The organism is Proteus sp. Marseille-Q3619, assembly GCF_965283115.1.
In genome coordinates this window covers 2,898,984-2,917,276 of record NZ_CBDIMP010000001.1, presented here as the reverse complement: position 1 = coordinate 2,917,276, position 18,293 = coordinate 2,898,984, and the positions used below count along the sequence as shown (strand labels likewise).

The following is an 18,293-nucleotide window of genomic DNA, read 5'->3' as shown; positions in this document are numbered from 1 at the left end:
TTTACTCTTTTGGTTCAAAAAGGTAAGAGAAGCCTGCCCAGAATGGACAGGCTTTAATGGCTTATTTTTTCTCTGTTAAATCAATTTTGTAAATTGCAAAACCGATTTCATCATTTTCCACAAAGGTCATTGGATATTGAGAGAAATCTTTAATAAATGCAGCCGCTTTTTCACTTGGCGACGTTTCAAAACGTACATCTAACGCTTTGTCAGTCTTAATAGGTAAGAATGACCAGTTGTTAGCAGCTTTAGTTGCAACTTCGCCTTTTTCTTTCGTTTGTTTAGCAATGTAAGAAGCTAAGATTGCACGGTTCTCATCTGGAGATGCGAACGCAATATTTGCTTCACCAGTACCCGCAAACTTACCACCGTATCCACGGTAGTTATTTGTTGCGATCAGGAATGTTGCTTTAGGATCGATTGGCTTGCCTTCATAAGTCACGTCTTTGATACGATTCGCATCTTTATTAACGACTTGGCAATCAACGTCATATTTAGCTGGTTGAGTTAGGTCAACTTTATAGTTCACACCACTAATGGTATCGAAGTTATAAGTACGGAAACCATCCCAGTTGATCAGTTCTTGTGGTTTAGTTGAATTTGGATCAACTTGGTTCCACATACCCGCAGAACATTCTAACCACTCAACAACATCAGCACCGGTCGCTTTAACGACCACTAATGTGTTTGGATACAGGTATAAGTCTGCAGCGTTACGGAATGTTAAGTCACCTTTTTCAACTTCTACGAAGTCTGCTGGTGCGTTTTTACGACCACCCGCTTTAAATGGCGCAGCTGCACCTAATACTGGTAAACCGTCTAAGTTCGGATCACCTTGAATAAAGTGTTTAGTGTAATCAACTTGTGCATCATTAACGATTTGTACAGTTGGATCGCTTTGTACTAATGCTAAGAAACTGTACATATTGGCAGAAGCTTTACCAATGTGTTTACCCACGAAATCACGAGTACCTTGGTGTGCTTTTTCAATGATTTGCGCTAATTCAGCATCACGTTCAACTAATGCTTTTTTGTTCGCTTTATCAAAGATAGGACGTGCTTCACCTGTTGCTTGTGTCATCACCCATTTGCCGCTGTCGTTGTTGATAACCATATCAACGACACCTAAGTGATCACCCCATTGTCCTGGCATAACCGCAGGAACGCCATTTACAGTACCTTTAGCAACATCAACACCTTTAATGCCTTCAAATTCTTTGCTTGGGAATACGCCATGAGCGTGACCAAACATGATTGCATTGATGCCTTCAACTTCGCTTAAATAATAAACAGAGTTTTCAGCCATTGCTTTGTATGGCTCTGAGGCAAAACCAGAGTGAGGAATAGCCACAATCAGGTCAGCACCCTCTTTTTTCATTTGAGGGACGAATTTTTTCGCTGTTTCTGTAATATCGTTTACAACGACCTTACCATCCAGATTGGCTTTATCCCAGATTAAGATCTGTGGTGGAACGAAGCCGATATAACCAATCTTGATAGTGTGTTCTTTACCATCACGATCTTTTACTGGTGTATCAACAATGATATAAGGTGTGAAATAGTTTTTGCCTGTTTTCGCATCCATCACGTTGGCGTTGATGTAAGGGAATTTAGCACCGGCAATGGCTTTTTTCAGGTAATCTAAACCATAGTTAAATTCATGGTTACCAAAGTTACCTACTGTGTAACCCATGGTGTTCATCAGCTGGTGAGCTGGATGAGATTCGCCTTTTTCTAAGCCTTTAGCTGCTTGATAGTCAGCCAGCGGGCTACCTTGGATCAAGTCGCCGTTATCAACTAAAATCGCATTGGTTGCTTCAGCTTTTGCTGCTTTGATTAAATTAGCAGTACGGACATAACCAAACTGTTCTGTTGGTTTGTCTTTGAAGTAGTCAAAGTCGATTAAGTTACTGTGAACATCAGACGTCTCCATAATACGAAGATCGACTGTCGCAGCATTCACGTTGAATGCGACAAACATTGCTAATGTTGAAATTTTCAACACGTTCTTAACCATTACACACCCCTTATATATTGGTTAACAGGAGAGCGAAATCGCTCTCCTTTGGTTACTTCTATCAAACGGTAATGCTTTTGTCAGGACTAGAAGTACAGACGCATACCAGTTTCGAAGATATATTGCTTTTTATCTTCATATTTCGGGTTTTCGCTACGTGCGTCATCATATGCAACTTCAGCGAATAAACGTAAGTTGTTGTATTTAGATACCGCAAAACGTTTATCTACACCCATAGTATAGGTTTCTTTTTTGTAGTTGAATGTGTTGGCATCACCATCACGCAGGTAGTAACCCGCATACATACCACTTTCGATACGATCCCAGTGCCATTTCACACCAACACCATACAAGTCAGCTTTCCAATCGCCTTTCACTGAGTTCCAGCCACGCGGAGCTTGGTTTGAATACAGTGCTAAGCCTGGATTTTTACCACGAGATTGACCATAGTCTAAACCGATAGAAAATTCACGACCTGGGAAGAAGTATTCCGCACCAAACGCTAAGATACTGTTTTCTGGTGTTTTATCTTTATTTGGACCTGAATTATTTGCTTCACCTTTAGCCGCAGAGTAACCCGCATCAAACTCTAAACCGAAAGTTGATTTATAGAAACCAACTAATGAGTAAGCACGAGTAATATCACCCGCTACACGGCGACCATCATCACCAGTTTTACCTGTTACAGTACCTGCTAATTTAAAGCCTTCATAACGGTTAGTTTCTAAGAAAATAGTTTGTGGTAAACGGGTCATAAAGTTGTTTTTACCAACACCATTATAGTTTACATATTTACCATTAACGCTAGTTTCACCACCAGAGTAACCTACTGAACGACCTAATACATCGCTAAAGTAAAATACACCTGTGTTACCGTAGCCGTAGCTTGATTTTTTCACCCAGTCAATTGGAATATAAGTACGACCAAATTGGATTTGACCATAATCACGGTGAGAAAAGCCGACATAACCCACACGGTTGTACATTTCAAAGTTTGATTTAGGGTTTTCGCTATTCGTTCTTTGAGTGTCTGAACCCCACTCTAATTTACCAAAGACTTTGATATCGTTAGTCAGTTCGTGTGAACCAAAGAAACCGATACGGCTACCATCATCCGTCATTTTCATTTCGTGATTTTGGCTGGTCACTTGTGTTTTTAAACGGAACTGACCATTTACATCGAAACGTGTACCTTTATCGTTATACACGTTTACCGCGTTTGCCGATCCAGAAAGAACCAACAAACCAACCAGTGCTGCTAGAGGCTTCAAGCTTTTCATGATTAAAATACCCATCTATCTATTTTCTATAGTTTTATGACTTTCTTTAAGGTCAAAAATAATACCGCCGTATATAGTTGACCTGAGATTCAGGCAAAAGATCTCTGCCACGAATTTCGAAAAAGAAAATCGCTCTCACAATTGATAATTTTTATAGCTACTAATTATGACTCTACAAAATTTTCTTAAAGGCTTTAATTTCCTTGACACAGACGTAATCACCAATAAGACACAAAAATAATATCCTCATTATATTTAAATAAAGGCATTACTTTTATTTCTGTCAGGAAAAGAAATAGGTTGTTGAGTTTTCGATGGCATGTTACTCAAAAAAAAGCCCAACTTTCGTGATACAGCCCACAATTACACCAATGTGTATTTTCATGGTTACATACTCAAGTGATAGGTATCACAATTAAAGGTAAAGATACGTGTTTTTTGAACTTAATCAACTTTTTAAAAATAGCACTTTTAGATTTTTCTTTTATATTTCATTTCTTTATAAGACTCTTTTTTTTGCTAATAAAAAATTTATCCCCCTATTTAATATATTTAAAAGGAAGTATTAATTTTAACCACTAAATAAATAACACTAAAGATTTAAATATTGTTATTCCTAATTAATAATTTTTTATCTTTATATTTATTTCTTATTTAAATAAAGGCAAAGTCGAATTTAAATACAATTTAACTAGTGGTAACGAGTAACATCCCATCAAAAAAGAATAATTATCTATAAATATTCAAAAGAGAAGCACAAGAATGCTATTCAATTACAATATCTAATCAATACGTACAAGCAACAACAAAACCCAATGAAACATTATAAAATCTAAACTATAACACTGGTTAATATAAAAAGCCCAATCGTGCTCTTTTAACGATATTTGAAAAAAAATATCAATATTTGTGATCTTAATCACTTTGCTTATTGTGAAAAACCCCCTCCTACATTTTCCTTATTTTGTGATAATTATCACACAAGAGCGTCAAGAATATTTTTGTTTTGTAAATTAATGCAGAGATAAATCTGAAAGTGATTTCAGTTTGTAAACAAAAAAGAGTATAAAAATAAAATCTTGTGATTATTATCACATAATGGTTTGTACTAAAAATCATGCTATTTCATTATCAATATTCTTAATCGATCTAATTCAGATAAGAATAAAACTCATTATCATAGAGTAGATTTACTAATTATTCGTTTCAGCTTTTTTTATCTTTTTATTAAATAGCACGGTATAGATTTTCTTTTAAGGGATATTACCTTTTAGATACCCTAAACATTCAGTATCATATTGTGGTAAATAATGATTAAGGGGAATGTCAGATGCTGTGGTTTAAAAATATTTTAGTCTATCGCTTAAATAAAGAGATAGCACTGTCAATGGATGAGTTAGAACAACAGCTTGCCTCATTGGCATTCACACCTTGTAGTAGCCAAGATATGACTCGGACAGGTTGGGTTTCGCCGATGGGTGATCGCGGTGAAGCGCTTATCCATGTTGCTGGCAAACAAGTCATGATGTGTGCACGGAAAGAAGACAAAATTTTACCTGCGACAGTTATTAAACAAGCACTGCAAGACAAAGTTGAAAAACTTGAAGGTGAGCAAGGACGTAAACTGAAAAAAACAGAGAAAGCCACCTTAAAAGATGAAGTGGTGCACACTCTGCTTCCTCGTGCTTTTAGTAAATTCTCACAAACATTTATTTGGCTCGATTTAGAAAAACAACTCGTTATTGTTGATTCGGGCAGTGCAAAACGCGCTGAAGATAACTTAGCCCTGCTGCGTAAGACCTTAGGTTCATTACCTGTTGTTCCTTTGAACTTTAATGAATCCGTTGAATTAAAAATGACAGAGTGGGTACGCTCTGGAGAACTCCCAGCTGGCTTTACCTTGATGGATGAAGCCGAGCTAAAAGCGGTCTTAGATGAAGGTGGCGTTATTCGTTGTAAGAAACAGGAATTAGTCTCTGATGAAATTGCGACGCATATTGAAGCAGGTAAATTTGTCACCAAACTCTCTGTAGATTGGGAAGATCGCCTGCAATTTATGCTTTGTGATGATGGTTCTATCAAACGCATTAAATTCAGTGAAACTTTACGTGAGCAAAATGATGACATTGATAAAGCTGATTTTGCCCAACGTTTTGATGCCGACTTTATTTTAATGACCGGTGAACTCAGCGCTTTAATTGAACGAGTCACCGAAGTCCTAGGCGGCGAAGCAGAGTAATAATATTATTCAAGAAAACAGCCTATCATTCTCTATGTATAGGCTGTTTTTTTATTTAATGAAAAATAAAGATTATTTTTGAATTAAATAACGAATAGTTGGGCCATCTTGTTGAATATCTAACACGGTATAACCGTAGTTTTTCGCATCAAGTGGAATATTGTTGATTGATTGCGGGCAATCACTGACCACTTCTAAAATTTCGCCTTTTTTCAGAGATGGCATGGCTTCAAGCGTTGCCACCGCAGGGTAAGGACAAGGTTCGCCAACCATATCTAAACGATAATCGGGAATAATAGTGTCTTTCTGGCTCATGCGATTTCCTTATTAATCTGGGTTGAAATAGAGTGTGCTTGTTGTGTTTTTTTACGGAAGAAGTGTTTCTCCCACCAAAGCAACAACACAAATGACAGACCCAACATCAGATATGTCACGCCTAATCCACCTACTGGCCCAAAAGTATCAAGTAAATTAATTTTGTCATAATCAGTCGCTAAGATGGCTGAAAAATCATCCCAATAATAAGCGAGTAACGTCGAACCAATCACATTGCCTAATCCAACCCACCAAAAGTGAATTTGACCTTCAACAGCGCGATACATCCAGCCAGTTTCACACCCACCAGCAAGCACAATACCGAAACCGAAGAGTAAACCGCCAATTACCGCATTAGGTCCCGCCCACATAATTTTAGGTGCTGCACCTAATTGGACATAGCTAAAGATCCCAATGGCACTCACCGCCATACCGATGATAATCGCTTTTGCCATATGGGTTCTGCCTGTTATCCATAAGTCACGGAAAGCAGAAGTAAAACAGATTTGTGCACGTTCAATTAAAATACCAAAACCAATACCGCCTAGCATGGCGAAACCCAGTTTTGGTGAATCAAAGAGAATAATTAAAGACCACGCAATCATGGCAAAAAAGATAACCATTCCCAATCTAAAGCGACGTTTCGCACGTTGTTTATCTTGAGTGATAGGTGACGCTTGGCTGACTTTTTGCAGTTTTACTGGAATACGGAACAGTGGCATCAATGACAGCTTGGCACCGAAGTAGGAACCGACTGCCGTTGCAACCGCAAAGAACCAAGCATGTAAAGAGAACTGAGGAATACCCGTAAAGAAGGCAGCAAGGTTACAACCCATTGCTAAACGAGCACCAAAACCTGCGATGATCCCACCTAGAACAGCTTGAAGAATACGAATTTTATGTTGAGGATGACGAAGTTTGACGTTATTGGCCCAAAGAGCCGCCATAATGCAACCTCCAAACATCCCGATAATCATCACGCCATCAATACGCGTTAATGGCGTACCTTCAAGACCGATGATTTTAAAATAACCCCATTCTTCAGGATGAGCACCGAACCATTGCATAACGTGACCACCCCAGCGAGTAAACTCACCAGTGACAGCCCAGAAAGTGCCGGTTAAACCAAAGTAATAAGTTGATAAGATACCTGCCGCGATAACAGCTGGAAGAGGCTTCCAAAAACGGATCAGGTATTGAGATTTAAATTCTGACCAAGACATGTTTTTTCCTAGAGCTAACCTCTACGAGAGACACTCTCCACGCAGTAGGATGAGGCGAACATGTTACTCCGATAATTTTTTTATCAAAGAGTCAGTATTCAGATAAATGAGAGAAATTTGCGTTATAACAATTTTTTGTAACAAGTGGGTAACTTATCCCACTTATAAATTCAGTGAACATTTCAATTTATAAGTGGGGAATAAGTGTTTAGCAGATACGAGGTAAAGGCTCGTTATAAGGTAGGTCGAGAATACGACTAGTACCGAAAATACCTGTTAAACGAATATAATTATCCGTTGTGACTTCGCCAATCGTGCAAGCGTCTTTGCCTAAAGCATGTTGATGCAGTGCTTCAAGTACTTGAGCTTCCGCTTCTGGTGAAACTACTAAAACAATTTTTCCTTCGTTAGCGAAATTAAGCGCTTCAAGTCCCAATAATTCGCATACACCACGAACAGATTGTTTCATAGGTAATTTGCTTTCATGCACGTTCATGCCACAACCGCTGGCTTGAGCAAACTCATGCAAAATCGCCGTCACACCACCTCGAGTTGCATCACGTAGTGCTTTAATTCCTTCGATTTGGCGTAAAGGGGCAATCATTGGCTCAAGAACCGCGCAGTCACTTTGCAGATCCGCTTCAAGCCCTAAATTTTCACGCAGATTCAGGATTGTTGCACCATGATCGCCAATCGTGCCACTCACTAAGATCTTATCGCCTGCTTTAATGTTTGATGCAGCCCAATGAATTTTGGTTGGGATCACACCAATACCCGCAGTGTTAATAAAAATCTTATCCGCAGCACCACGAGGAACCACTTTCGTATCACCCGTAACAATTTGAATGCCCGCTTGTTGCGCGGCTTTTGCCATTGCCATCACAAGGGTTTCTAAGGTTTCAAAAGGAAGCCCTTCTTCCAAAATAAAACCACATGAAAGATAACGAGGAACCGCACCACCAACAGAAAGATCGTTAGCCGTCCCGCAGACCGATAATTTACCAATGTTTCCACCAGGGAAAATAATGGGATCGATGACATAGCTATCTGTACTAAAAGCAAGACGATCGCCCAGTGTGGTTAACTCATTTAAGGCGATCCGCGCTTGATCTTCTTTTTCATTTAATAATGGATTATCGAACGCTTTTAAAAATAGTCCTTCGATAAGTTGCTGCATACCTTGCCCGCCGTTTCCTTGGGCTAAGGTGATTTCATCAGGTTGTTTCATATATTACCTTCACGGCGATACTGATAATAAGCCGCACATGCACCTTCAGATGATACCATCAAGGCACCCAATGCCGTTTCTGGTGTACAACTTTTACCAAAGAGTGGGCAATCGGAAGGTTTGCATCGTCCTGTTAATACATCACCACAGCGAGATTGCGGATTATCAGCCACTTTCTGCGGGGCGGGAGTAAAACGTAATTCAGCATCAAACTCAGAATAAGCAGGTGTTAATTGAATACCTGACATTGGGATTTCACCCAGTCCACGCCATTCACTGGTTTCTTTTAACATAAACACTTCGCTAAGTGCTTTTTGAGCCAACTTATTACCTTCATTCGGTACAATGCGACTATATTGGTTTTCAATACTTAAAACATAATCTGTATTTTCTGCTTTTGCTTTAAGTTGTTTAATGACCATCAGTATAGCTTGTAATAAGTCTAATGGTTCAAATCCTGTCACCACAAAAGGCTTTTCAAATTCGTCACATAGCGGTTGATATGGCGTACAGCCAATCACCATACTCACATGCCCTGGAGCAATAAAGCCGTCAATGCGAACATCATCTTGTTCTAGTAAACAACGTAAAGTCGGCACGATAGTAATATGCTGGCAAAACAGAGAGAAATTTTTGAGTCCGCGCAATTTCGCTTGTTGTAGCGTCATTGCAGTACTTGGCATCGTAGTTTCAAAACCTAAACCAAAAAAGACGACTTGTTTATCTGGATTATCTTGTGCAATTTTGAGGGAATCGAGCGGTGAGTAGACAATACGAATATCACTGCCACGACGACGTGCATCAAGCATTGAGCCATTACGTCCCGGTACTCGCATTGCATCACCAAAAGTACAGAAAATGACATCAGGACGGGCTGCAATTTCTAAACAGGCGTCAATTCGCCCCATCGGTAATACACAAACAGGACAACCCGGTCCATGAACAAATTCAATTTCTTCTGGTAATAAGCGATCTAGACCAAATTTAAAAATGGCATGTGTATGCCCACCACACACTTCCATAATTTGTAATGGACGTTTAATAGGATGAGGCCATTGTGAAATAGTTTCACGGATTTGGGCTAGTAAGGCTTTCGCAAGTTCGGGATCACGAAATTCATCAACGTACTGCATCATCAGCCTCTTCGAGGGTCACACCATAGACATGCTGTAATGCATCAAGGGTATCTTGTGCTTCTTGCTCATCAAGAATACTCATGGCAAATCCCACATGAATAAGTACCCATTTGCCTAATAATTCACTAGGTTCGCCTTCACATACCATCGAAATATTAACAGCACGTTTGACGCCACTGACTTCGGCATAAGCGAGTTGGTGGACGTCTTCGCCCACCTCAACAATCTTAGCTGGAACACCTAAGCACATAAACGACTCTCCAACCAAGCTAACCACTCTTCCATGCCTTCACCCGTTGTTGCTGATAACGCAATGATTTCGATATTTGGGTTAACACGGCGAGCGGATTCAATACAGGCTTGAACATCAATATTCAGATGTGGCACTAAATCAATTTTGTTGATAATCATTAAATCAGCCGCAGCAAACATATGCGGGTATTTCAGTGGCTTATCTTCACCTTCAGTGACAGAAAGAATCGCAACTTTATGCTTTTCACCCAGATCAAAACTGGCAGGACAAACTAAGTTACCCACGTTTTCAATAAAGAGAACGCTGTTATCATGTAAGCCTAATTGGTGTGTCGCATCATGCACCATTTGTGCATCAAGGTGGCAACCTTTACCTGTATTCACTTGGATCGCTGGCACACCAGTTTCACGGATACGATCCGCATCATTAGTGGTTTGCTGATCGCCTTCGATCACCGCACAAGGCACACGTTGCGCTAACTGTTTTAAGGTTTGTGTTAATAGCGTTGTTTTACCGGAGCCTGGGCTTGAGACTAAGTTTAATGCCAACACATTTTGTTGTTCAAAATGTTCACGGTTATGAACAGCAATACGGTTATTTTTATCCAGCACATCCATTTCAATTTTCAGCATACGCTTTTGGCTAATACCGGGAGCATGTGTTCCCGCTTCACCTTGGCCATAATGCATATTCTGATTTTCAATCACAGGGCTAAATTGCTCTTCGTGCTCATGTTCGTGATCGTGGTCATGATCGTGGCTGTGAGAATGATGATGTGAATGCTCATGGTTATGATCATGAGAATGATCGTGACTGTGAGCATGGTCATGATTGTGTGAATGATCATGCTCATGATGATCGTCATGTCCATGATGATGTTCATGGAAAACAGGCGCTTCGTTTAGCTGTGCATCGTTATGAAAATGGAGATGAACATCACCACTGTTATGGTAATAGTGGTGATGAACGATGATAGGCTGACCATGTGTTTCGTAGTTATGTTTATGCTTTTGTTCAGACTTATCAATATATTTATGAACAGTATTCGCTGGAGTAGCATTGTGTTCATGATGATGATCATGCCCATGATGGCCGTGATCATGATGATGACCGTGGTCGTGATGATCATGGTCATGAGAGTGATGATGGTGGTGCTCATGTGAATGAGGCTCTACGCCTTCAATTCTGACATTGCCTTCGCCACAACCGCAAGTGCTACACATATTCTGACTCCTGTACTATTCAATAAGAAGAATGTGACTCTGTGTCGCGTAAAATTTCTACACTATGATCTTAACTGACCACGGAAGAGAGAACGACGACTTAAATCAACTTCTGCTACGGATTGTGTCTGAACAGGAAGAGAAAGTGCCATTTTTACACTATTTTCCACCAACTCAACAGCATGTTCCCCTGAAAGGTGTCTATCAAGTGGCGACATTAATGAACACGCGAGATATTGCATATCACCAGCAAGCTCACCCACAACGAATTTAATCTGACCACAAGGTAATTCTAACCCAATGCGATCACCTACTTTTCGATGTGGCCATTCTTGTGAAGGCCCCGGGAAAACGACAAGCTCTAGCATCCAAGGAGTAAGGACAGCCCCAATCCACTGGTTTTCAAATAAGGTAAAGCCCCCTGCTTTTACAGGAATACCTTCTCGATAAAAAGGAAGCCCTTTCATCTCTTTTTCAGCAATTTCACTAAAACGCGCTTCAAGTTGCTCAACAGGTGGTTCATCGTATCCTACGATATCCCAGCTCATTTCACTCATGCTGTTACCTCTTTGGGTGTGACAGGAATGCCGTATTCACGCAAAATATTGACGACATGTTCCAACGCAATTTCCATTGATTTTTGACCAATGTCAGACAGTGACATGCTTGGCTCTAATGACGCAGGTTCAATGCCCACTAAAATAAGCTTGCGTGGAAATTCATCTGTCATACGCAATGCCATAAGCACATCAGATAAGCCTAATTGATGAGGCGAGATCTTCTGCGTAAAAAGTGCGGGAACATCATCATCATGTAACACAAAAATACTGCCAGGTTCATGATTACTTCTTACCGCATCGGCAACAATCAGGAGATCTCTTGCAGCGATATCTTGCAAAATTTCCATACCTGATGTGCCACCATCAATAACATCGACGTTCTCTGGTAAAGAGAAGCGCTCTTCGAGCGCTTCTACTATACGAACACCAATGCCTTCATCGCTTAGTAATAAATTACCAATACCTAAGACGAGAGTTCGCATTATAATACCTTCACCTTACTTAGTTCTTTACCTGTTAAATCAACCATATGCACAGCACACGCCATACATGGGTCAAAGGAGTGGATCGTTCTTACCACTTCTAATGGTTTTTTCGGATCAGCAACAGGTGTACCAACAAGTGATAACTCATAAGGACCCGGTTCATCATTAAAGTTACGAGGACCCGCATTCCATGTTGATGGAACAACCGCCTGATAGTTAGTGATTTTACCGTCTTTAAACACGATCCAGTGAGATAACATACCGCGAGAGGCTTCTTCAAAACCCACACCTCGGTACTCTTTACCTGGTTCAAACTCTGGTTTAATAAAGGCAGCTGTATCGCCACGACCAATATTATCAACCAGTGATTGCCACAAGAAGTTTAGAGAATCTTGTAACACACACGCATGAACAGTACGTCCAATAATGCGTCCCCAAGTTGACTCTAACTGCTCATTAACCAGCGTTTCACCCGTTAATTTGGTGTATATCTCATTGATTTCGTTATAGTGTTTAACAGTTCCTTCATGCTTACCTGCTAAACCACATACTAACCATGCTAACGTACCCACTTCGACAGGTTTGCCATAGAATGTAGGTGATTTAACCCATGAGTATTTTTCGTTCTCATCCCAACCTGTATATTTAGGACGAGTCAAACCTTCCCACGGTTTTAATGGTTCATCATCTTCATACCATGCGTGTTTACCACTTTCTTCGATACCGTCTTTCAGGTTTTCATCTTTCCAGTCTTTAATTGGACGATACGTTGAGAAATCAACGCCTTCCATATAACCACCAGACAATAAAAACTCAGTGTTATTACCGTTAATAGGTAATTCAGGTACAGATAAATAGTAGTTCGCACCTTTACCAATTTTTAGCCACTCTGGGTAATAAGCAGCAAAAATCGCAGTATCGACTTTATAAACTTGTTCAATAAAATCGCCAAGATTATCGATAAAGTGCTTCACATACATTAGACGTTCTAAGTTAAGAACACTTGGTGCATCAAGGTTAATTGGGTTAGCAACACCCCCTACTGCCAAGTTTTGAATGTGTGGTGTTTTACCACCAAGAACCGCAACGATACGGTTAGCATCACGCTGACATTCAAGTGCTTGCAGATAGTGAGCAACAGCAATCAGGTTAACTTCTGGTGGTAATTTCATGGCTGAATGACCCCAGTAGCCATTAGCGAAAATACCTAACTGACCGCTGTCAACCAGACCTTGAATTTTCTTCTGAACCTTTCTGAATTCTTCAGCAGAGTTCAATTGCCACTGAGAAACGCCTTTTAGCATCGCTGACGCTTTTTCAGGATCGGCTTGTAATGCTGAAGTAATATCAACCCAGTCCATCGCAGAAAGCTGATAGAAGTGGACGATATGGTCATGAAGAATATGCGAAGCCAAAATAATGTTACGGATATACTGCGCATTGACAGGAATATCCATACCTAAGGCATCTTCAACAGCACGTACTGAGGCAATGGCGTGAACTGTCGTACAAACCCCACAAATACGTTGCACGATAATCCATGCATCACGAGGATCGCTTCCTTTTAGGATCTCCTCCATTCCGCGCCACATGGTACCGGAAGACCAAGCCTTAACAACTTTTCCGTTATCAATTTCACAATCGACGCGTAAATGCCCTTCAATACGGGTAATAGGATCAATAGTAATGCGTTGGCTCATGATTTAACCTCAGCCTTTTTTAATTGTATATTTGAGTCTGTTTGTGCAGGTAAGACCGGCAGTAAACGGATAATAAGAATGTAAGCTGTTACTTCAAATGCAACGAAACCAATAGAAATCAGCAATTCACTTGCTGTTGGGAAATAGTGGTAACCATTGCCTGGATTGTAAGCAACTAAAGAGTAGTTCATACGCCACATTGCTGCGCCAATTAAGATAAATACAGCGCAGACAAACAACATTTTTGGACTACGGCGGTTATTATTTAAATGCATCAAAATAAGAGGAAGTAACAATAATGCACTTTCAGCAATGAATAACCACGAGAACATATCCCCATTTCCGATATAACTCAGTTTACCGTTCCAAATAATTTCGCCCCAGCGACATACCAAGAAAGCAATCAGTAACACTTCAATCACTTTGGTTAACTTGGTAAATAGCGGTGTTTCATCATCGTTCATGGTGCGGCTTGCTTTTAACAGCGAACCTTCAAAAATAACGATAGTGAAACCAAGGAGAAAGGCTGTTAACAGAGAAAATAGCGGTAACATCTCATAAGATTGCCACAGTGGATGTACTTTCCAACCCGCTGAAATCATTAATGATCCCATTGAAGATTGGTGCATGGTTGGCAGTAAAGCACCAAGACCAATAATAAAGAACATCGCTTTATTAAGACGTTTCAACGACACTTTCCAACCTAAACGTTCTAATAACGCAGGTAAGAATTCTAATGCCATCACCATAATATAGATGGTCATACAGGTCGCTGTTTCAAACAACACTGAGTTAACGTTGAAGTATTGCGGCATAAAGAAGTGAGGCATGTTCCAATAACGACCGATATCAATGGCGATAGATAAACCACCTAATGAATAGCCGAACAAGCTCGCTAACAATGCAGGTCGCACTAATGGGTGAAATTCCCCTTTATTAAAGACATAAACAGCCCATGCAAGTGCCCAACCACCACATGCAAAGCCTGTCCCTATCAATAAGTCAAAGGCAATCCAAATACCCCAAGGATATCCCCCATTCAGATCAGAGACATCGCCCAGACCCAATACCAAACGCTTACCAATAAGAATAAAACCGAGCACAGCAAGCGGTAAAAATACTCTTACTGCTAGAGTAAATAACTTACCGCCAAGTGGACGAGGATCATGACTCGACATCGTTATCCTCCTTGTGGTGTTCCTGCTCTTGTTTTTTACTATTACGGTTAACCAAATAGGTGATCCCTGCGAGGGCTGCTATTGGTAATACCATGCCTTTGTAAAGCGTATGTTGAATATGTTCAGAACGCGCACCCGTTGATAATGGTGCCACTTCTGGCATTCCTAAATTTTCGAAAGGAACAGCAGAAAGTACCATGACTTGCGTACCACCACCTTCAAACTCACCATAGATATGATCTTGATATTCAGGAATTTTATGTAAATAAGTATCGCCACCACTAATGGTTTGACGTGGGTAATGATACTCTTCACCCGCTTTTTTCGCTAAACGACGTTTTGCTTCTTCCAACAACTCTTCACGTGTACCGAAAATAACCGCACCAGTAGGACAAACTTCAACACAGCCTGGTAATAAGCCTTTATCTAAGCGCTCAACCCCTTTTTGGTTACAAAGCTCACATTTATAGAGCTTACCAAATGGATCATCATAATCGTATTTTGGAATGTTATAAGGGCATCCCACCATACAATAACGACAACCTGTACAGATATCCGCGTGATAATGGACAATACCGGTTTTTGGATCTTTGGTTAACGCAGAAACAGGACAAACAGAAACGCAGTTTGCATCAACACAATGCATACATTGTTTCTTAATAAAGGCATAACCGTTTTCCAGTTGATCTTTATTTTCACCAGTACCATCACGCCAAATTTGAATAATGTTATTTGTGTAAGGACTTAATTTGTCATTGTTTGACCAAATCGGATCACCATTAGCGTAAGTATCACCACGCTCCATTGGCTCCGGGTGATTAATTTCCTGACATTTTGTGACACATGCTTGACAGCCTACACACAGTGTAGAGTCGTAGAGCATACCGAGAGACCCAGGAATTGGGGGACGGTTCTGCGCCGCAGCATGACTCGCAGTGGGTGCCATTCCCGCAAGGAGAACCCCACCTGATGCCAGCTTAAAGAAATGACGCCTATTCACCGTTTATCCTCCTGTGAGGCTCCTGTGGCATTCTTGTCACGGCCTAATTGACGCACAGCCATCACACTAACACCTGCAACTGCCCCCACGACAGCACCCAGTAAGCCAGCAGCACCATAAGAAACACCACCACCTTCTTTTGCATTAACATCAGGTACTTGTGCTTTTGGTGTTGGCTGATAAACGTTCGCTAATTGGAAAATACCCTTAGTAAAGCCGATACCTTCTTCGTTACAGCCATAGCAGGGGTGACCGATACCGACAGGCCAGATCCCACCACCGACATCGCAGAATTCTAATGTTGGGCAGTTACCATAAGTTTCAGGGCCTTTACAGCCTAAATGGTATAAACACCAGCCTTGACGATGACCTTCATCACCAAATTCTTTAGCAAAACGACCCGCATCAAAATGAGGGCGACGTTCACAGTTTTCGTGAATTAAACGCTCATAAGCAAAAAGCGGTCTGTTTTTGCTATCTAACTTAGGCAATTTGTTGAAAGTAATAATATGTGCAACAGTTGCTAAGAAGTTATGTGGGTTTGGTGGACACCCTGGAATATTGATAACAGTTTTACCCGGTAAAATAGCTTCCAGTGATTTAGCGCCTGTTGGGTTACCCCCAGTAGCAGGTACACCACCCCATGCAGAACATGAACCAATAGCAATAATCGCAGCAGCCCCTTCAGCGGCTTCTTTGATATGCTCAAGAATTGGTTTTCCTGCAACCATACAGTAAACACCGCCATCTTTGTCTGGGATTGAACCGTCGACAACGAGGACGTACTTACCTTTGTATTTCTCCATCGCATTGTGTTTATTTTCTTCAGCCTGTTCACCAAAGGCCGAAGAAAGCACTTCGTGATATTCGAGTGCGATAACATCAAGAACGAGGTTTTCCAGAGTCGGGTGAGTTGCACGTAATAAAGACTCCGTACACCCTGTACACTCCTGAGCGCCAATCCAAATAACGGGTGGACGTTCAGATGATGCCATTGCATCTGACATTTCTGCGGCAGCTTTGCCGCTTAATCCCATGGTAGCTGACAACGCAGCACACAATTTCATAAAATCGCGTCGGTTAATACCATGATGGGAAAAAACATTATTCCCCAAGGCCATATATCTCTCCTGATATGATGATTTTTAATTGGAATAATTTTAAAACACCGCCTTTTTAACACTACGACACAATAATGACTTGATCATTATCAAGCGATAATTCATTAAAAAATAAATTACGCTTTTATGTGAGTAAAAACGTTTCAGCAATATAAGGTTTAATGTCTATTTTTTATATATTTCGTCATTTTAAATTTATTTAAGCTCTATTTAATAATGATAATTTAAATAGAAATAATTCTCATTATCTCAACAAACAAGATAAAGATATTTTTAAAATCTATATTAATCAATTAGATACAAAAAAGACAAAAAACATTCAAATTATAAGACAATATATTTAAAATAATACAAAATTAATAATCCATTATTCCTATATTCCAATAAAAATTATTAAAAATAAGTTTCAATATATTATTTAATTATAATGATGACTCTTGTTTTCATAATATCAACCTTTATATTACATCATAAGTAATGTTAAAAATTGCATTTCATAAACAAGAAATGATTACATTAATATATTTAATTTCAGCTTATTTTCATTACCTATTTAGCTAATCTTCTTTCGTTATTAATTTTTAATCACCATAATTACTGTTTATTTAATAGACAAAAGTTAACCTGTTTTTCTTATCGTTTTTCATATAGTTATAAGTATATTCATTTTTGGAATAAGAAATTCCTCTAGTATAAAATCGTTATAAAATTAAGTACATATCGATATAAACATCATCAAAAAGATAAGATCATTAATAATTACTAATTAGTACACATTTGCAATAGTTTCGTTAAGTTATTTTATAATATATCGAATTTATAACGAAATTAACGTAAATAAAATCTCATGTTAAATCACTGTTATTTTTGTGGATAAAAAAAATACAATTTATCGATAAATAATCCCTAAATAGAGCTGATTTCTTTTTTTTGTGAGAATAGATAAAAGAAGTGGTCATAAATCTAAAAAATTAAAATATGCTTTGTTAACTGTTTGTAGTATTCAGTATGACAAGTACTTGTGAAGATCAGCAGGTAATGAGGTGTATGCCCTCTAAAGTGATGAGAAAGACAGGACAGGTAAAATAATGATAAAAGCAAAATCCCAGTTGATAAAAATAAAAAGCCATAACACCGAAATGTTATGGCTTCTAAATTTATTAAAATAATAAAATGCTATGTGTAGTTCTCTGCCTTTCACGTTTTATTTTACTCACTGCGTATCAAAGATAAGTAGTGGTTTGAATAAGTAAATAAAATCTACTTACCAGAAATTGGAATGACTGAAAACAACGGTCTACCTGGTGCAATAAAAAAATAAGTACCCAAATACGG

General features: G+C 39.5%; 15 protein-coding genes. 1 reads left to right on the top strand and 14 read right to left on the bottom strand.

Annotated elements, in window-relative coordinates; all coding sequences use genetic code 11:
- Positions 1-61: 61 nt before the first annotated feature.
- Both ACWPWK_RS13425 and ACWPWK_RS13420 read right to left on the bottom strand, forming a co-directional pair.
- Positions 62-2,017, bottom strand: coding sequence for a bifunctional 2',3'-cyclic-nucleotide 2'-phosphodiesterase/3'-nucleotidase (locus ACWPWK_RS13425; protein ID WP_109371787.1), 1,956 nt, complete (start codon positions 2,015-2,017; stop codon positions 62-64).
- Between the two features lie 86 nt (positions 2,018-2,103).
- The gene (locus ACWPWK_RS13420) at positions 2,104-3,297 is read right to left on the bottom strand and encodes a porin (RefSeq protein ID WP_244185004.1); all 1,194 of its coding nucleotides are present in this window, start codon (positions 3,295-3,297) and stop codon (positions 2,104-2,106) included.
- Positions 3,298-4,627: 1,330 nt separating this feature from the next.
- On the opposite strand from ACWPWK_RS13420, the gene rdgC reads away from it, so the two are divergent.
- Complete coding sequence (gene rdgC / locus ACWPWK_RS13415; protein ID WP_109371791.1) at positions 4,628-5,536, top strand: recombination-associated protein RdgC; 909 nt, start codon at positions 4,628-4,630, stop codon at positions 5,534-5,536.
- 72 nt (positions 5,537-5,608) lie between these two features.
- Here the strand turns inward: rdgC and yedF are convergent, their stop codons facing one another.
- The 12 genes from yedF to hybO form a co-directional block, all read right to left on the bottom strand.
- On the bottom strand, positions 5,609-5,851 hold the full coding sequence (gene yedF / locus ACWPWK_RS13410; RefSeq protein WP_006535172.1) for a sulfurtransferase-like selenium metabolism protein YedF: 243 nt from the start codon (positions 5,849-5,851) through the stop codon (positions 5,609-5,611).
- Positions 5,848-7,074, bottom strand: a complete 1,227-nt coding sequence (gene yedE, locus ACWPWK_RS13405; protein WP_109371793.1) for a selenium metabolism membrane protein YedE/FdhT — start codon at positions 7,072-7,074, stop codon at positions 5,848-5,850. The genes yedF and yedE overlap by 4 nt, the downstream gene beginning before the upstream one ends.
- Before the next feature lie 208 nt (positions 7,075-7,282).
- Positions 7,283-8,302, bottom strand: coding sequence for a hydrogenase expression/formation protein HypE (gene hypE, locus ACWPWK_RS13400; protein WP_109371795.1), 1,020 nt, complete (start codon positions 8,300-8,302; stop codon positions 7,283-7,285).
- Positions 8,299-9,435 (bottom strand): hydrogenase formation protein HypD, encoded by a 1,137-nt coding sequence (gene hypD / locus ACWPWK_RS13395; RefSeq protein ID WP_075674243.1) that lies wholly within the window; start codon positions 9,433-9,435, stop codon positions 8,299-8,301. Before hypD ends, hypE begins: the two co-directional genes overlap by 4 nt.
- Positions 9,422-9,688 (bottom strand): hydrogenase maturation factor HybG, encoded by a 267-nt coding sequence (gene hybG, locus ACWPWK_RS13390; protein ID WP_006535180.1) that lies wholly within the window; start codon positions 9,686-9,688, stop codon positions 9,422-9,424. Before hybG ends, hypD begins: the two co-directional genes overlap by 14 nt.
- Positions 9,679-10,914, bottom strand: a complete 1,236-nt coding sequence (gene hypB, locus ACWPWK_RS13385) for a hydrogenase nickel incorporation protein HypB (RefSeq protein ID WP_109371797.1) — start codon at positions 10,912-10,914, stop codon at positions 9,679-9,681. Before hypB ends, hybG begins: the two co-directional genes overlap by 10 nt.
- Before the next feature lie 62 nt (positions 10,915-10,976).
- Positions 10,977-11,471, bottom strand: coding sequence for a hydrogenase-2 assembly chaperone (hybE, locus tag ACWPWK_RS13380; protein ID WP_109371799.1), 495 nt, complete (start codon positions 11,469-11,471; stop codon positions 10,977-10,979).
- Positions 11,468-11,956 (bottom strand): HyaD/HybD family hydrogenase maturation endopeptidase, encoded by a 489-nt coding sequence (locus tag ACWPWK_RS13375; protein ID WP_023580916.1) that lies wholly within the window; start codon positions 11,954-11,956, stop codon positions 11,468-11,470. Before ACWPWK_RS13375 ends, hybE begins: the two co-directional genes overlap by 4 nt.
- Positions 11,956-13,659 (bottom strand): hydrogenase 2 large subunit, encoded by a 1,704-nt coding sequence (gene hybC / locus ACWPWK_RS13370; RefSeq protein ID WP_109371801.1) that lies wholly within the window; start codon positions 13,657-13,659, stop codon positions 11,956-11,958. Before hybC ends, ACWPWK_RS13375 begins: the two co-directional genes overlap by 1 nt.
- A complete protein-coding gene (hybB, locus tag ACWPWK_RS13365; protein WP_023580918.1) occupies positions 13,656-14,837 on the bottom strand; it encodes a Ni/Fe-hydrogenase cytochrome b subunit in 1,182 nt (393 codons plus the stop codon). Before hybB ends, hybC begins: the two co-directional genes overlap by 4 nt.
- Positions 14,824-15,837 (bottom strand): hydrogenase 2 operon protein HybA, encoded by a 1,014-nt coding sequence (gene hybA, locus ACWPWK_RS13360; RefSeq protein ID WP_109371803.1) that lies wholly within the window; start codon positions 15,835-15,837, stop codon positions 14,824-14,826. Before hybA ends, hybB begins: the two co-directional genes overlap by 14 nt.
- Complete coding sequence (gene hybO / locus ACWPWK_RS13355) at positions 15,834-16,958, bottom strand: hydrogenase 2 small subunit (protein WP_109371805.1); 1,125 nt, start codon at positions 16,956-16,958, stop codon at positions 15,834-15,836. The genes hybA and hybO overlap by 4 nt, the downstream gene beginning before the upstream one ends.
- Positions 16,959-18,293: the final 1,335 nt, after the last annotated feature.

Bases quoted from the DNA above. Each gene is read 5' to 3' on its own strand.
- ACWPWK_RS13425 (WP_109371787.1), bottom strand. From the start codon at position 2,017: ATGGTTAAGAACGTGTTGAAAATTTCAACATTAGCAATGTTTGTCGCA.
- ACWPWK_RS13420 (WP_244185004.1), bottom strand. From the start codon at position 3,297: ATGAAAAGCTTGAAGCCTCTAGCAGCACTGGTTGGTTTGTTGGTTCTT.
- rdgC (WP_109371791.1), top strand. From the start codon at position 4,628: ATGCTGTGGTTTAAAAATATTTTAGTCTATCGCTTAAATAAAGAGATA.
- yedF (WP_006535172.1), bottom strand. From the start codon at position 5,851: ATGAGCCAGAAAGACACTATTATTCCCGATTATCGTTTAGATATGGTT.
- yedE (WP_109371793.1), bottom strand. From the start codon at position 7,074: ATGTCTTGGTCAGAATTTAAATCTCAATACCTGATCCGTTTTTGGAAG.
- hypE (WP_109371795.1), bottom strand. From the start codon at position 8,302: ATGAAACAACCTGATGAAATCACCTTAGCCCAAGGAAACGGCGGGCAA.
- hypD (WP_075674243.1), bottom strand. From the start codon at position 9,435: ATGCAGTACGTTGATGAATTTCGTGATCCCGAACTTGCGAAAGCCTTA.
- hybG (WP_006535180.1), bottom strand. From the start codon at position 9,688: ATGTGCTTAGGTGTTCCAGCTAAGATTGTTGAGGTGGGCGAAGACGTC.
- hypB (WP_109371797.1), bottom strand. From the start codon at position 10,914: ATGTGTAGCACTTGCGGTTGTGGCGAAGGCAATGTCAGAATTGAAGGC.
- hybE (WP_109371799.1), bottom strand. From the start codon at position 11,471: ATGAGTGAAATGAGCTGGGATATCGTAGGATACGATGAACCACCTGTT.
- ACWPWK_RS13375 (WP_023580916.1), bottom strand. From the start codon at position 11,956: ATGCGAACTCTCGTCTTAGGTATTGGTAATTTATTACTAAGCGATGAA.
- hybC (WP_109371801.1), bottom strand. From the start codon at position 13,659: ATGAGCCAACGCATTACTATTGATCCTATTACCCGTATTGAAGGGCAT.
- hybB (WP_023580918.1), bottom strand. From the start codon at position 14,837: ATGTCGAGTCATGATCCTCGTCCACTTGGCGGTAAGTTATTTACTCTA.
- hybO (WP_109371805.1), bottom strand. From the start codon at position 16,958: ATGGCCTTGGGGAATAATGTTTTTTCCCATCATGGTATTAACCGACGC.